Below are 14,641 nucleotides of genomic sequence, written 5' to 3'. Positions count from 1 at the left end.
CAGTCAGGCTGACGCACCGACCAGCTCCCCGGCTTTCGCCCGGGACTGCTCGATGATCGCCGGCCGCGCCTCGAACTCGATGACCACCTGGTCGCCGTAGTCGACCGTCTCGACGCTGGCGTGGTCGTGAATCCACGAGACGAGGCTCATCGTGTCGTCGGTCATCGGGAGCACGAGCCGTTCGCGCTCGTAGTCCGGCAGTTCGTGGTCGATGCGGTCCGCCAGGTCGTCGATGTTGAGTCCCTGTTTGGCGCTGACGGCGACGGGGTTCGGGGCCAGCGACGAGAGTGCGTCTCGCTTGCGACGGACCTCCTCGTCGTCGACCATATCGGTCTTGTTGAGGACCGTGACGATGGGTGCCTCGTTGCGCTCGTACAGCGTGTCGTGGCTCGTCACCAGTTTCTCCCGGATTTCCTCGACCGACTCGGAGACGTCGACGACGAGCAGGACGAGGTCGGCGTGGTACACCGACCCCAGCGTCGACTTGAACGACTCGACGAGCCAGTGCGGGAGGTCCTGGATGAACCCGACGGTGTCGGTGACAAGCACCTCGCGCTTGCCGACCGCCGCGCGGCGCGTGGTCGTGCCGAGCGTCGTGAACAGACGGTCCTCGCTCTCGGCCGTGGTATCGAGGTCGGGATGCAAGTCATCGTTCTCATCGACGTCGAGGTCGTCCGCGAGGCGGCGCAGGAGCGTCGACTTCCCGGCGTTGGTGTAGCCGGCCAGCGCGACGAGGTCGAAGCCGGACTCGCGGCGCTGTTCCCGGCGGTGCCGCTCGGTCTCCTCGATGGATTCCAGTTCGTCCCGGATGTTGGCGATCTGCTTTTTGATGTCTTCTTCGCGGGACTCGTCGTACTCGCCGAGGCCCATGAACCCCGGCCGCTCGTCGCGTTTGGCCAGGCTCGCCTTGGCCTCGGCGCGCGGGAGTTCGTAGCGCAGTTCCGCGAGTTCGACCTGGAGCTGGGCTTTCCGCGTCTGGGCCCGCTGGCCGAAGATTTCGAGGATGAGCCGGAAGCGGTCGATGACGCGCACCCGCTCGGGGAGTTCGTTTCCGATGTTGTACGTCTGGTACGGGCCGAGCTGATTGTCGAAGATCACGACGGCGGCCCCTTCGCGAGCGACCGCGTTGCTCAATCGCGTGACCTTCCCCTCGCCGAGGTGGTACGCCGGGTCCTCCGTTCTGGTCTGTGTGATCTCGTCGACGACCTCGTAGCCGGCCGCCCGAGCGAGGTCCCGGATCTCTTCGGTGTCGGCGGTGCCACTGTCGACGCGCTTCGCGATGACCGCCCGTTCCGTGGTGTGTGTCGCCGTCACTCGTTGGAAAACTACGGCGTCCGATTATTTAACCCCCCGGGAGGGGACTCACACTCTTCCGGGGGTCGGTGGTTGGCCGGTAAAATGGCAGATACTGAGCGATTCCTGCAGCCGGCTGGCGAAACTAACGACTTCGATACCCGCTCGAAGGCTGAAATGCAGCCAGCAAAGCGGTAGCGGTCAGTCCGGCTTATTCGAGATCGAAGCGGTCGAGCTTCATGACCTTGTTCCATGTGTCCACGAAATCGTGGACGAGCTTCTCTTCCGCGTCGGCAGAGCCGTAGACTTCCGAGATTGCCCGGAGCCGGTCGTTCGAGCCGAAGACGAGGTCGATGCGTGTGGCTTCCCACTTGACCTCGCCGGTGTCACGGTCGAGCCCTTTGTAGACGTGTTCGGAGTCCGACGCCGGCTCCCACTCCGTGCCCATGTCGAGCAGGTTCACGAAGAAGTCGTTGGTCAGCGTCCCCGGTTCGTCGGTGAAGACGCCGAGGTCGGTGTCCTTGTAGTTCGCACCGATCGAACGCATCCCGCCGATCAGGGCCGTCAGTTCCGAGGCCGTCAGGTTCAGCAGGTCCGCGTTGTCGACAAGCACTTCCTCCGCCGGTCGTGTGATGTCGTCCTGGATGTAGTTCCTGGCCCCGTCGACTTTCGGCTTGAGAGCATCGAAGGAGGCGGCGTCGGTGTGTTCCGGCCCGGCGTCGACTCGTCCGGGCTCGAATGGAATCTCGACATCGTAGCCGGCGTTCGCTGCCGCCTGTTCGACGGCCGCGTTGCCGCCCAGCACGATCAGGTCAGCGAGCGAGACCTGCGTCCCGTCGGAGCGCGAGTCGTTGAACTCCGTCTGGATGTTTTCGAGCGTCCCCAGAACCGTCTCTAGTTGCTCCGGCTCGTTGACTTCCCAGTTTTTCTGGGGTTCGAGTCGGAGACGAGCGCCATTAGCGCCGCCGCGCTTGTCGCTGTCGCGGTAGGTCGAGGCCGACGCCCACGCGGTCTTGACGAGCTGGGAGACAGAGAGGTCCGAGTCGAGGATGTCCTCCTTGAGTTCGGCGACCTCCTCGTCCCCGATCAGGTCGTAGTCGGCGTCCGGGAGCGGGTCCTGCCAGATCATCTCCTCGTCAGGAACCTCCGGACCGAGGAACCGCTCAGGCGGCCCCATGTCGCGGTGGGTCAGCTTGTACCAGGCCTTCGCGAAGTTCATCCCGAACTCCATCGGGTTCTCCTGGAAGGTTTCCATGACCTCTCGGTAGTCCGGGTCGCGCTTCAGGGCGATATCCGTCGTGAGCATCATCGGCGTCTGCTTTTCGTCCGGGTCGTGGGCGTCCGGCACGCTGTTTTTCAGCTCCTCGCTCTTGGGTGCCCACTGCCACGCGCCGCCGGGACCCTTCTCCGGCTCCCACTCGTAGTCGAGCAGGTTGTTGATGTATCCCATGTCCCACTCGGTCGGCGACTGGGTCCACGGCCCTTCGATACCGCTCGTGATCATCTCGCCGCCTTTGCTGTTCCCGTTCTCGTTTTGCCAGCCGAGGCCCTGCTGCTCGATGGGGGCCGCTTCGGGCTCGGGACCGAGGTTCTCCTCGGGGTCGTCAGCGCCGTGGACTTTGCCGAACGTGTGTCCGCCGGCGATGAGTGCGGCCGTCTCCTTGTCGTTCATCGCCATCCGGTCGAACGTCTGCCGGATGTTCTTCGCCGACGCCTCCGGATCAGGGTTGCCGTCCGGTCCTTCCGGATTCACGTAGATGAGGCCCATCACGGAGGCACCGAGCCCTTCTTCGATTTCGCCGGGCTCGTCGAAGCGCTCCTGGGTTTCCATCTCGTCTTCCGGCCCCCAGTTGACAGCCTTGTCCTCCTCAAAGGCGTCCTCGCGGCCGCCGGCGTAGCCGAACGTCTTGAATCCCATCGACTCGATGGCGACGTTCCCTGCGAGGATCATCAGGTCGGCCCATGAGATCTTTTTGCCGTACTTCTGCTTGATCGGCAGGAGCAGCCGTCGCGCCTTGTCGAGGTTCGCGTTGTCCGGCCAGCTGTTGATAGGTGCAAAGCGCTGTCGGCCGCCAGCCGCGCCACCGCGACCGTCGGCGGTCCGGTACGTCCCGGCGCTGTGCCAGGCCATCCGGATGAACAGCGGGCCGTAGTGGCCGTAGTCGGCCGGCCACCAGTCCTGCGATGACGTCATCAGCTCTTCCAGATCCGACTTCACCGCTTCGAGGTCGAGCTTCTGGAACTCCTCCGCATAATCAAAGTCGTCCTCCATCGGGCCGACGTCCCGGGCGTTCTGGTCGAGAATCTCCAGATTCAGCTTGTTTGGCCACCAGTCCTGATTAGATTTCGGTCGCTTCGAACGTCCGCCTTCGGCACCGCTCATATCGGAATTCGGTGTTTCTGCCATCTTAACAGTAAGTAAGATTCGTCGGTAGCATACAAATCTTTGGATATGAGTAAAGAAATGGCATCGTGTGAAAAATATCGCCCCGAATTCTTTGGGACACCGGGTCGCAACGACGCCCCGTTGCTGTGGCGGAAGCGGTGTATAAAAGCGGAAGCGCCAGAGGGAGCACAAAGGATTTAAAAACAGGCGGTCAGGTACGCGGTATGGGTGAGTTCGTACTCCAACTAGATGGGTTGGGCCTCCAGCAGATGGGCCTCGAATTCGGTGGCGGCGGCCTTATCGGCGGGATCATCGGGTTCGCCGCCAAGAAGGTCGCAAAGCTCATTGCCGTCATCATCGGCATCGAGCTGGCGCTGTTCAAGTTCCTCGAGACGCGTGGCATCCTCCAAGTGAACTGGGACGCGATAGGTGGGGCCGCACAGAACGCGACCGGCACCGCCGGGAACGCGGCGTCGGCGCAACCGCCGTCCTGGGTCACGTCGCTGCTCTCGGCGCTGCCGGTCAGCGCTGGTTTCACTGCCGGGTTCTTGGTCGGCTTCAAGAAAGGGTAACGCGACGCCGCGGCGTTAGCGCGTACTGATGTCGTCTTCGTCTTTGATGATGCGAGTTTCCGCTTCGCCGCTCGTGTGTTCGTTCACCACGTCGTAGAAGTCGTTTTGCAGGCCGGCCGGGAACGTCATGACGCCGACCCACGAGCCGTCGGACTGCCACTCCTCGCGTTCGAGGTCGCCGAACTGCCGGATCTGTGCCTGGGCGCTCCCGGCGTAGTCCGCGGGGACCTGCACGGCGACGGTGACCTCGTCGAACCGGATCGGGATGACCGGCCGGAGCGCATCGAGGGCGTCGTCGACCTGCGCCTCGACGGGTTCCATCGGGTCGACTCTGAAGTCCGTCTCTTCGAGCGCGGATTCGATGCGCTCCGGCGGGTGCGGCGCGTCGTCCATCTGTGGGTTGACCGCGTTGCGCGTGATCCGCTGGATGAGCTGTTTGTGCTTTTGTTCCTGCATCTCGCGGCGCTGGTCGGCCGTGATCTGTATCTCCCCCCGCTTGATGACTTCGGGGATGATGGCCATCGGATCAGTGGTGTCAAACACCTCTTCGAGCATATTCTCGGGCGGTCGGTCCCCCCGCGAGGCGTCCTCGAACACGTCCTCCGCGGCGATAACGTCCTCGAGATCGCCGTCGAAGTCATCACGTTTTATCGCTAGCGCCGCGTCCGGATCCACCAGTACCTCGAACCGCTGGCCGTGGGATTCGAGGCGCGCCGTCACCGCCTCGTCAAGCGATATCATACCCGTCGGTAGCAGTGGGCCAGTTAAAGGCCTTACTGCGTAGTCGAACAGAAAAGAACCCAGTCGCCCGCGGAGGCCGTCGGAAGCGTTACTCTTCCTCGGTGTCTTCCTCGTCCGCGTCCTCGTCGTCGCCGGTGTCGAGCAGGTCGGCCTCCGCGAGATGGGTCTCCTTCTCCTCGTCGGTCAGCTGGCCGAACGTCTCCGTTTCGACGTCGACCGTGGCGACGCCGATGCCTTCCGGCGTCAGTCTGTCCTCGTTGACCGACGCGAGGGCGGCCAGCGCGAGGTCGACGCCGTCGTCGAGGTCCATCCCTTCGTCGTAGTGTTCTTCGAGGTAGTCCCGGATGTCGCCGCGGTCGGCCCCGACAGCGAGGGCCTTCCACTCGTAGGGCGTCCCGGAGGGGTCGGTCTCGAACAGGCGCGGCTCGCCGTTGACGATGCCACCGATGATGAGCGCGACGCCGAACGGGCGCGCGCCGCCGACCTGCGTGTACTGCTGGATGTAGTCGGTGATTTCCTTGGTGAGGGTTTCGACGCCGACCGGCTCGCCGTAGCGCAGCTGGTTCACCTGCGCCTGACGGCGGGCGAAGTCGATGAGCTGTCGGGCGTCGGCGACGTGGCCGGCCGAGGCGATACCGATGTGGTCGTCGGCCTTGTGGATCTTTTCGACCGAGGAGCGCTCCATCAGCGGCGACCGGATGCGCTTGTCCACGGCCAGAACGACGCCGTCGCTCGTTCTGACGCCGATGCTTGCTGTGCCGCGTTTGACCGCTTCGCGGGCGTACTCGACCTGGTAGAGGCGTCCGTCCGGCGAGAAGATAGTGATCCCGCGGTCGTAGGCCTGCTGTTGGTTTTGTCCCTGCATAGTTATCGGAAATCGAGTGCTGTCGCGCCGACGAACGCGCCGCCGGAGGCCGCTTCGACATCGTAGCGCGGAGGCCGAACAGTAGCGCTCCGGTCTGCGTTCTCGAACACGACGTGTCTCTGTTCAGTGGCTTCCGGCGGCCCGCGTATATACTTTTCTTCACAGGCGCGCACGGTGCCGCTAATCCCCCGGACGCGGACCCGAACCTCGTCGTCGTCGATGCTGTCGACACAGGCCAGCGCGGCCCGGGCCGGGTCCGTCTGGCCGCGTCTGGTCCGGACGATAGCCTCGGCCGTGCCGTCGTAATCGTGGAACTGGAGGACGGTCATGTCCGTCTCGGCGCTGCCGGTGTCGCCCAGCAGGTTCTGGGCGGCGTACCACACCGCCCGCTGGAACGCCCGACGGTCGAGCGACGCCGTCGGCCACGTCTCGACGCCGACGGCGAGGTAGCGCCACCGCGGCCGGAGATGTTTCGGGAGGTGTTTCATACGCCAGCGTTGGGGCGGAGGACAATGAGCGGTGTGGTGTGGCGATCGGTCAGGATGTCGATAGTGGGGCTACTGCCCGTCATCGTTGACGGCGTCTACGTCGCCTTCCAGTCGGACGCCCGGTTCGATGACAGCGTCGCTCTGGCGCTCGCGGTTGCGCTCCGCGACTCGGCCCCACTCCGCCAATCCCTCGCGGACGGTGTCGGCGTCGAAGCCGATGGTCTTCCCGACCGCGATGAGATCCCGCGGTGCGCGAATCTGGAGATGGTTACTCGGCGACGCCGAGACGACGAACGGTGCGCCGGCGTCCTCGACCAGTTCCCTGAGCTTCCGGAGTTCCTTGATAGCCCGGACGCGAGTGCCGCCGGAGGCCCGGAGCACCGGGCCGAAGTCGAACTCGACGCGGACGCCGTTGTCGGCCGCCGCGTTCGCCAAAACGTGGTTGAAATCGCCGTCCTCGCGCATCGGGTGGGCGAGCACGTCGACGGTCGGTTGCTCGACCGCGAACCGGTTGATGCGGCGGTCGCCGCCGTGGACGACGACGACCGTCCGGTCGCTCCGGTAGTTCCCGACGAAGCCGCTCGCTCGCGAGGGGTCGTCCGCCCGGACCTCGACACCGGCCGCGACGTCGATGTCGTACGCGTCGCTGATGGCGTCGGCGTCGTAGTCCGCCTGCACGTCGCCGTGGTTCCTGACGACGATGCCGTCGTAGCCCGAATCGGCGGCCGTCAGCGCGTGCCGGGCGACGGTGCTGTCACCGTCAGGGTGGGCGTAGACGGCCTCGTACATCACAACTCCTCTAAGAGTTCGCGGGCGTTAGCGACGGCTTTCTCCCGCTTTGCGGGGTAGGCCTCGACTTTCGCCCGGAGCGTGATGCCGTCGCCGCGCTCGACGTCGCCGCCGAACGCGGCCTGTTTGTCGAAGGTGAGAAAGAACGAACAGTTGTCGTCGACCCGGTCGTCCAGTTCCGCACGCACCGCGTCGATATCCGGCGCTGACGCGACCTGCGTGAGTACGTGCCGGATGTCGTCAGCGTTCTCGACGCGAGCCGAGAGGACGACGATCCGGTCGCCGTAGTGCCCCTCGCTCTGTGCGCGCTCGATAGGGTAGTCCTCCGGGAGGAACGTCCGGAGCGCTCCCTCGACACGCTTGTCGTCCTCTGTCGCGTAGCAGAAGGTCCGGAGGTCGACGTAGTGGAACGGAACCGACGACATCGAGGCCCTACTCGTCCTCGGCGGCTTCGAGGTTGTCCTCGGGGACGCCCTGCTCCTGTCCGTCCTCGAAGGAAACCGTGTAGTTGGCGTCGCCGAACATCGTCTCGACGACCTGCGTGATGGTGCCTTCCTCGCCGTCGTAGTCGCTGTGCTCGTCGTGGAGAATAACGCTGTCGTCCTCTTCGAATGCCATACCGTGCGGTACTCGGTGGCTCGTCAAAAAGGGACTGATTCGGATTTGCTCGGCCCAGTCGCGGACGTGGTGGGAAAATGTCCCTGTGACACGGCCCAGATCTGACAATCAGGACAGCGACAAACCTCGATCAGCCCAAAGCCAGGGGTACGCTGATCAGGGCTGACCGATCTTGTTGTTCCCTGTCGCTTCCGTTGCGAAAGGCATGGCCATGATTAGACATGTCTAAATATTTCCTTAGATAGGTAGAATTAAGTGTCAGATCATTCTACAGTCACATGCGTTCCGTCATAATGAGTACGAAAACTTTTGTTAGTTAAGCTTGATAGATGAGTAATGGAGCGCTCACGTCGAAAAGAGATTGAGCATCACTTGACTGANTAATGAGTACGAAAACTTTTGTTAGTTAAGCTTGATAGATGAGTAATGGAGCGCTCACGTCGAAAAGAGATTGAGCATCACTTGACTGAGGAAGAAATCGATGAACTGCTACGTGAGGCCGAAGACGATCACCACATCCGCCGTCTTGGGTTTTTGAAGAATCTCTACCAAGGCGACTCAATTCCGGAGGCCGCCGACCGCGAAGGTCGGTCGGCCGCCACCGGTGGTCGCTGGGCGGATGCTTGGAACGAGGACGGCTTAGAAGGACTGATGCCGAGTTTCGGGGGCGGCCGGCCCCCGAAACTCGACGAGGATGAGCAAGACGAGCTGGTGGAGATGCTTCGTGACGGCCAACCGTGGAAATCACAGGAGATTTAGCATCTTCTTCAGGAGGAATTTGGCGTTTCCTACAGCCCAAACTACCTCGGTACTTTCCTTCGGGAACTCGGTCTCTCGTACGCGAAACCACGACCAAAGCGTCCACACCGGCCAGAGAACCCTGAGGAAATCCTCGAAGAGCGCGTCGACGACGCGCTCGACGAGGACGACCAGCCACACAACAAACGTGAGGGAGAAGAGGAAGAAGGGGGGATTGTTGAGGATAATATTTGTACTGATGGCGGTACCGTTCTCGGGTTTTTTGATGCATCGAAGCCACAGCCGTACGATAATTCACGGCGTGTTTGGTACGTTGACGATCCTCACATTGAACGGGAGTTAGTCAAGACACACGATTCTGCGGTCGGATTCTACGCCCTCAACGGTGAGAGTCTGGTAACGTTCACTGAAAACGAAGAGAAAGAGCAGATTTGCGGGGTATTAGAGAAGATCCGCGAGCAGAATCCCGGCAAGCGGATTCTGCTCGTCTTGGACAAGCACGGTTCTCATAGATGTGAATACACGCGCAAGCGTGCGCATCAGATCGGGATTGACCTGATTTTCATTCCATCAGGCTCACCGCACCTGAACCCAATCGAGCAAGTCTGGAAGTATCTCAAATGGACGATGGCACCAATCGTCGTTGAGAGCGAAGCGGAATTCAAAGACCTCGTTCAGGAAACTTTCGAGAAAATAACGAAACGCGTCAGCTTCGCAAAGAAGTGGTGCGAGCAGTTCCTTGACTTTCAAATNAAACTTTCGAGAAAATAACGAAACGCGTCAGCTTCGCAAAGAAGTGGTGCGAGCAGTTCCTTGACTTTCAAATGTTATCTTAACCATTAACCACGGAACGCAAAGGCGTACAGATCGAGTGGGTAGAACAATCCGTCAGGTCGTCGAAACAGCCAATGAGTTCCTGCTACACGGGAGCGTGGCTATCCTTGTTCGGGCCTCTTCCCGTGTTTGGCTGCGAGTGAGTCGGACCAGACGTGTATCCGCGTCTGCAACTTCTCCACCGGTGTCAGTGGCACAACGGATTCGGTTGCGAAACCCCCTGAGATACGCCACGGCAGCCGATACGTCACAACAACTGTTATGGGACTCTCTCGACTAACTATCGACATGATCAGTCCACCGCTCTCCCCCGTCAAGACGGTTGTTTCGTCGAGGTGTCAGACACAGATAGGACACAGATGACGAGCGTCGACGACCTGTGGTACCTCTCCGACGGGGCGTGTCAGACCGCCGAGCAGACGTATCACCAGCTCCGGGAGCAGTACAGCGGCTACGTCGAGTTCACGCGCCACCGTAACGTCCCGCGGAATCGGTTCCGGGACGTGGCCGCTGTCGCTCGGGACCACGGCGCACCGTACGGGGCGCACACGCTCGCCTACCGGCCCACTGGTGAACTCCTGCTCGTCCGCCACGAGGGTGTCGATATGTGGGTTCTGCCCGGCGGCGAACTCGATGCCGACGAGTCCTTTCAGGAGGCCGCACTGCGGGAGTTAGGCGAGGAAAGCGGTATCGAAGCGACCATCGAGGGACTGGGGATGCTCGGACGGGTCGAGTTCTATTGTGACGGCAACATGGCCTGGGGCGTCCTTCCGGTGTACGAGGCGCGAGCGGAGACGACCGACGTCGCCGTCGACGACCCGGACCACGAAATCAGCGAGGCGCGATGGTTCGACGAGCTGCCGGCCGATACGCGCGACCGCGAGGAGATTCTACAGTGGCGCGGACAGCGGTTCGGCGGCGGGGCGTAACCCGCCGACACCCAACGCATTACTCCGGCCCGAACGACTGGCCTTCGCGAGCGTCGGCGTTCATCCGCCGGATGGTCGCGCGGGCGTTGCTGGCGTCGTACCCGAACAGCACGGTCTCGGCGTACTCCTCGGCCACCTCGACGGCCTTCGAGAGGTCGTCGACGTCCACGTCGACGGCGTACAGTTCGATGCTGAACGGGGTCGTGAGTCGGTCCTGCCAGCCCTTTGCGAGAATCTCTAGCCAGTAAGTCGTCGAGTACGCCATGTCGTAGATGGGGACGACGAACTCGTCGACGTACTCGGCGATGTCGTCGACGGCGACGCCGGAGCGGGCTTCGAGGTGGCCGGGATAGGGGTCAGGATACAGCGTGAGGTACATCTCACCGGGCACGCGCTCGCGAGCCTCGGCGACGAACTCCGTGATGACGTTACTGCGCCAGGCCGACCAGTCATCGAACTCGCTGTCGGCGAAACGTTGCTCGCAGCGGTCACAGTGGCAGTACTCGTCCCGGGGGAAGCCCACGTCGTCGAGGCGAACGTCCTCGTTGACGGCCGCCGCCTCCTCGATGATGTCGAGCAGGCCCTCGCGGTAGCGGTCGTGGGTCGGGCAGACGTACGTCCAGTCGAAGTACGGCTGGTTCCGGGTTGCCGGCGTCCCCTCGTCGTCGAACGCGAGCAGGTCCTCCTCGCTCTCGACCGCGTTGTCGCCGAAACAGGACACCATGTTCACCGCGCCGGCAATCGGTTCGACAGCGCGGCCGGTCACGTCCTTGACCTCGTAGAACGCCCGGTCGAATTCGGACCACTCCGTCTCCTCCTCGTTACGGGTGACAACGCCGTACATGCATGCTGGTACGGCCGTTCGCCGGGTAAGGGTTCGGAAAGCGACGGCGCTGTCGCTGACAGCGCAGAGACCGAGAGAATACTGCCGGCCATCGGGATACCCCACCCGTACGACGCCGTTGAGGACCAGTAGGCAGGGCGGCCGACAGTAGATTCAGAGGGCGATACAGTCGATTCGCGCAGCCTTACCGCTTGACGTAGTACGCGAGGGCAAGTGCCATGACCGCGACAAGGGCGATGACTTTCTTTTGCATCGTTTCAATAAACGAACACCGATTATAAAGAACTATCGCCGTGCTAATCGTCGGCACGCCCCTCTGTATCAGCGGGCATATCGGCGTCAGGGCCGGGGATATCGGCCTCGTCGTGAGTACCGACGGGCGGCTGGTTTACCTCCGCCGCTGACGACTCTTCGAGGGCAGTCCGGTCGTCAACGTCAGCCTCGATCGTCTCCATCTCACCGTCTTCCCGTGCGTCCTGGTCGATCCGCATCGAACAGAACTCCACGCCGCACATCGAGCAAAAGCGCGCCTCTTTGTAGTTGTCACCGGGGAGCGTCTGGTCGTGGTACTCGCGGGCGCGGTCGGGATCTAGCGCCAGGTCGAACTGCTCGCGCCAGTCGAAGGCGTACCGGGCTTCCGAGAGCGCGTCGTCCCAGTCCCGCGCCCCCTCGCGGCCGTTTGCCACGTCGGCGGCGTGAGCGGCGATGCGATAGGCCGCAAGCCCGTCCCGCACGTCGGACTTCTCCGGGAGACCGAGATGCTCTTTGGGAGTGACGTAGCAGAGCATCGCCGCACCAGCACGGCCCGCCTCCGTCGCGCCGATGGCGCTCGTGATGTGGTCGTAGCCCGGCGCAACGTCGGTCACGAGCGGGCCGAGGACGTAGAAGGGCGCGCCGTCACAGACCTCTTGCTGACGTTCGACCTGCCCGGCGACCTGATCCATCGGGACGTGGCCCGGCCCTTCGACCATCACCTGCACGTCGTGTTCCCAGGCGGTCCGCGTGAGTTCCCCGAGCGTGTCAAGTTCGGCGAACTGCGCGTCGTCGCCGGCGTCGGCGAGACAGCCCGGCCGGAGGCCGTCGCCGAGGCTGAAGGTCACGTCGTACTCGCGGAATATCTCGCAGATGGCCTCGAATTTCGTGTACAGCGGGTTCTCCATGCCGTTCTCCTCGATCCACTGGGCGAGGATAGAGCCGCCGCGGGAGACGATACCCGTTTTCCGGCCGTCGGTCAGCGGCAGGTGTTCCATCCGGACGCCGGCGTGGATGGTCATGTAGTCGACGCCCTGCTTCGCCTGCTTCTCGATAACGTCAAGCAGCAGTTCGTGGGTGATCTCGCTCGGGTCGCTGGCGCGCTTGACCGCCTCGTAGATGGGGACCGTGCCGATGGGGACCGGCGAATGCTCGACGTTGGCCGACCGTATTGCGTCGAGGTTACTCCCAGTCGAGAGGTCCATCACCGTGTCCGCGCCGTAGTGGACAGCGGTGTGGAGCTTCTCCAGTTCGCCCTCGATATCGCTCGTCTCCTCGCTGTTGCCGATGTTTGCGTTGACCTTCGTCGCAAACTCCCGGCCGATAATCATCGGGTCCAGTGAGTCGTGACCGACATTTGCGGGAATCACCGCCTGGCCATCGGCGACTTGCTGGCGGACGAACTCCGGTTCGACACCTTCGCGCTCTGCGACTCGCGCCATCGCCTCGGTGACGGTCCCGTTCCGGGCCGCTGCTAGCTGCGTCATAATCACTAGGTTATACTACTTGGTTATAAAACTGCGGTGATCGGTCGCGGTAAAGAGACCCTGTCAATACTGGGACCGACCCCAACACCGATGTACGCGAACAGGAAATAGACGAACAATGGCCCGCCGGACCCGCCGCGCAGTACTCACGGCGCTGGGGAGTGGTATCGCTGCGACGGCAGGCTGTGGGGCGTTCGGTCGGGAGCGGGTGGACGTGCTGGTCGCAGGGAGTTTACAAAAGGCGGCCAGTGAGACGCTACAAACCCAAACAGACGTGGAGGTCGCTGTCGAAGCCCGCGGCTCTGTTCAGGCCGCGCGTCTGGTCGCCGGCGGGAAGCGCGACCCGGCTATCGTCGCGCTGGCGGATCCGACCCTGTTCGACCGGGTCATGAACACCGCCTGGCACGCCGTGGTCGCCAGCAACGAGATGGTGTTGGCGTACAACCCTCAGACGGGCGGCGGGACGCGCGTCGCGGAGGCGGACCCGTGGTACGTCCCGCTCCGGGGGGACAGTGTCTCACTGGGCCGCACCGACCCGACGCTCGACCCGCTTGGCTACCGGACGCTGTTCGTGCTGGCCCTCGCAGCCGACTACTACGACGAACCCGGCCTAGCTGAGGCGGTTCTCTCGCCGGACCAGACCTATCCGGAGACGCAACTGCTCGCGCAGTTCGAGACGGGAGCTGTCAACGCCGCGTTCGTCTACCGGAGCATGGCAATGGAGCGGGACTACCCGTTCCGGGAGTTCCCAGCCGAAATACACCTTGGCGACCCCGCGCACGCCGAGCAGTATCGGACCACCAGCTACGAACTGCCAAACGGCACGGCAGTCGCCGGCAACCCAATCGAGTACGGAGCCGTCCGCCGTGACGAACAAGAAGCGACGCGTACAGCCTTTGAGACAGTCCTGTCCGGCGACTGGCTCACACCACACGGATTTACCGTCCGTCAGGCGTATCCTCGACTAGTGGGAGATGTCCCGAGTACTGTCACGCGGTGAGACCAGGGCCGGCCACACGGTCGGCGTGCGCGAACTCGTGCCCGTCCTGGGAGCGGTGCTGCTCCTGTATTTCGTCGTGCCGGTGCTGGTGCTCGTGCTCACGTACTCCCCGGCAGCACTGCTGACAAGTCTGACTGAAACGTACGTCATCAACGCCGCGATTACCTCCCTCGTCGCCGCGCTCGGCAGTACCACCATCGCCGTCGTGTTCGGCCTGCCGCTGGCCTACTGGCTCTCGAAGAACACCGGCGCGCTGGCGACCGCCGCGATGGGGGTCGTCGTCCTGCCGCTCGTCCTCCCACCGATCGTCAGCGGGATGTTGCTGTTGACCGTCGTCGGCCCGAACGGACTCGGCGGCCTCACAGACCTGGCGCTGACGCGGTCGCTGCTGGGGGTCGTCGCCGCCCAGACGTTCGTCGCGTCGCCGTTCTTCGTCGTCACCGCCAAGGCCGCCTTCGACGGCATCGACGACCACCTCGAAGAGGCGTCGCGGTCGCTCGGGCGCGACTGGGTCGGGACGATGCGCTCGGTGACGGTGCCGCTCGCAAAGCCCGGCCTGCTCGCCGGTCTCGTGCTGACCTTCGCCCGCGCGATGGGCGAGTTCGGCGCGACGATGATGCTGGCGTACTACCCGCGGACGCTGCCGGTCCAGATCTGGGCCTCGTTCATTTCGGACGGACTGGACGCGGCGCTTCCCGTGGCAGTGGTCCTGCTGAGCGTCGCGCTCGGGACGCTGCTGATAGTCCACGCCCTGCGGGCGACGCCGTGGCGGTAGCAGTCGGTA

Annotated in this window: 14 protein-coding genes and 1 pseudogene; 5 read left to right on the top strand and 10 right to left on the bottom strand. The window is 63.2% G+C overall.

Annotated elements, in window-relative coordinates; all coding sequences use genetic code 11:
- Nucleotides 1-3: 3 nt before the first annotated feature.
- Nucleotides 4-1,314, bottom strand: coding sequence for a GTPase HflX (gene hflX, locus C442_RS06310; protein ID WP_008308826.1), 1,311 nt, complete (start codon nt 1,312-1,314; stop codon nt 4-6).
- 190 nt (nt 1,315-1,504) lie between these two features.
- Nucleotides 1,505-3,700, bottom strand: coding sequence for a catalase/peroxidase HPI (gene katG / locus C442_RS06305; RefSeq protein ID WP_008308824.1), 2,196 nt, complete (start codon nt 3,698-3,700; stop codon nt 1,505-1,507).
- Between the two features lie 203 nt (nt 3,701-3,903).
- On the opposite strand from katG, the gene C442_RS06300 reads away from it, so the two are divergent.
- Nucleotides 3,904-4,251, top strand: a complete 348-nt coding sequence (locus C442_RS06300) for an FUN14 domain-containing protein (RefSeq protein ID WP_008308823.1) — start codon at nt 3,904-3,906, stop codon at nt 4,249-4,251.
- 15 nt (nt 4,252-4,266) lie between these two features.
- Here the strand turns inward: C442_RS06300 and C442_RS06295 are convergent, their stop codons facing one another.
- From C442_RS06295 to C442_RS06270, 6 genes are all read right to left on the bottom strand, one after another.
- Entirely contained in the window at nt 4,267-4,992 is a 726-nt protein-coding gene (locus C442_RS06295; protein ID WP_008308822.1) for a ribosome assembly factor SBDS, read from the bottom strand.
- An 88-nt stretch (nt 4,993-5,080) separates the two neighbouring features.
- Nucleotides 5,081-5,857, bottom strand: coding sequence for an archaeal proteasome endopeptidase complex subunit alpha (psmA, locus tag C442_RS06290; protein ID WP_008308820.1), 777 nt, complete (start codon nt 5,855-5,857; stop codon nt 5,081-5,083).
- 2 nt (nt 5,858-5,859) lie between these two features.
- Nucleotides 5,860-6,345, bottom strand: coding sequence for an Rpp14/Pop5 family protein (locus C442_RS06285; RefSeq protein ID WP_008308818.1), 486 nt, complete (start codon nt 6,343-6,345; stop codon nt 5,860-5,862).
- Nucleotides 6,346-6,414: 69 nt separating this feature from the next.
- Nucleotides 6,415-7,134, bottom strand: a complete 720-nt coding sequence (locus C442_RS06280) for an RNase P subunit p30 family protein (protein ID WP_008308816.1) — start codon at nt 7,132-7,134, stop codon at nt 6,415-6,417.
- On the bottom strand, nt 7,134-7,559 hold the full coding sequence (locus tag C442_RS06275; protein ID WP_008308815.1) for an RNA-binding protein: 426 nt from the start codon (nt 7,557-7,559) through the stop codon (nt 7,134-7,136). Before C442_RS06275 ends, C442_RS06280 begins: the two co-directional genes overlap by 1 nt.
- Before the next feature lie 7 nt (nt 7,560-7,566).
- Nucleotides 7,567-7,752 (bottom strand): hypothetical protein, encoded by a 186-nt coding sequence (locus C442_RS06270; RefSeq protein WP_004515500.1) that lies wholly within the window; start codon nt 7,750-7,752, stop codon nt 7,567-7,569.
- 426 nt (nt 7,753-8,178) lie between these two features.
- On the opposite strand from C442_RS06270, the pseudogene C442_RS20905 reads away from it, so the two are divergent.
- Both C442_RS20905 and C442_RS06255 read left to right on the top strand, forming a co-directional pair.
- Nucleotides 8,179-9,282, top strand: a pseudogene (locus tag C442_RS20905) (IS630 family transposase).
- Nucleotides 9,283-9,704: 422 nt separating this feature from the next.
- Nucleotides 9,705-10,274: an NUDIX hydrolase gene (locus C442_RS06255; RefSeq protein ID WP_008308807.1), complete on the top strand. Its 570-nt coding sequence runs from the start codon at nt 9,705-9,707 to the stop codon at nt 10,272-10,274.
- A 19-nt stretch (nt 10,275-10,293) separates the two neighbouring features.
- On the opposite strand, the gene C442_RS06250 is transcribed toward C442_RS06255, so the two are convergent.
- On the bottom strand, nt 10,294-11,118 hold the full coding sequence (locus tag C442_RS06250; RefSeq protein ID WP_008308805.1) for a hypothetical protein: 825 nt from the start codon (nt 11,116-11,118) through the stop codon (nt 10,294-10,296).
- A 296-nt stretch (nt 11,119-11,414) separates the two neighbouring features.
- The gene (thiC, locus tag C442_RS06245) at nt 11,415-12,857 is read right to left on the bottom strand and encodes a phosphomethylpyrimidine synthase ThiC (protein WP_008308803.1); all 1,443 of its coding nucleotides are present in this window, start codon (nt 12,855-12,857) and stop codon (nt 11,415-11,417) included.
- A gap of 118 nt (nt 12,858-12,975) precedes the next feature.
- Between thiC and C442_RS06240 the strand changes: the two genes are divergently transcribed.
- Together C442_RS06240 and C442_RS06235 are read left to right on the top strand one after the other, a co-directional pair.
- On the top strand, nt 12,976-13,857 hold the full coding sequence (locus tag C442_RS06240) for an extracellular solute-binding protein (RefSeq protein WP_008308801.1): 882 nt from the start codon (nt 12,976-12,978) through the stop codon (nt 13,855-13,857).
- Nucleotides 13,832-14,632, top strand: coding sequence for an ABC transporter permease (locus C442_RS06235; RefSeq protein ID WP_008308799.1), 801 nt, complete (start codon nt 13,832-13,834; stop codon nt 14,630-14,632). Before C442_RS06240 ends, C442_RS06235 begins: the two co-directional genes overlap by 26 nt.
- Nucleotides 14,633-14,641 lie beyond the last annotated feature (9 nt).

Origin of the sequence: Haloarcula amylolytica JCM 13557, assembly GCF_000336615.1 — an archaeon.
GTDB lineage: Archaea > Halobacteriota > Halobacteria > Halobacteriales > Haloarculaceae > Haloarcula > Haloarcula amylolytica.
This window is presented reverse-complemented; position numbering and strand designations above follow the sequence as displayed.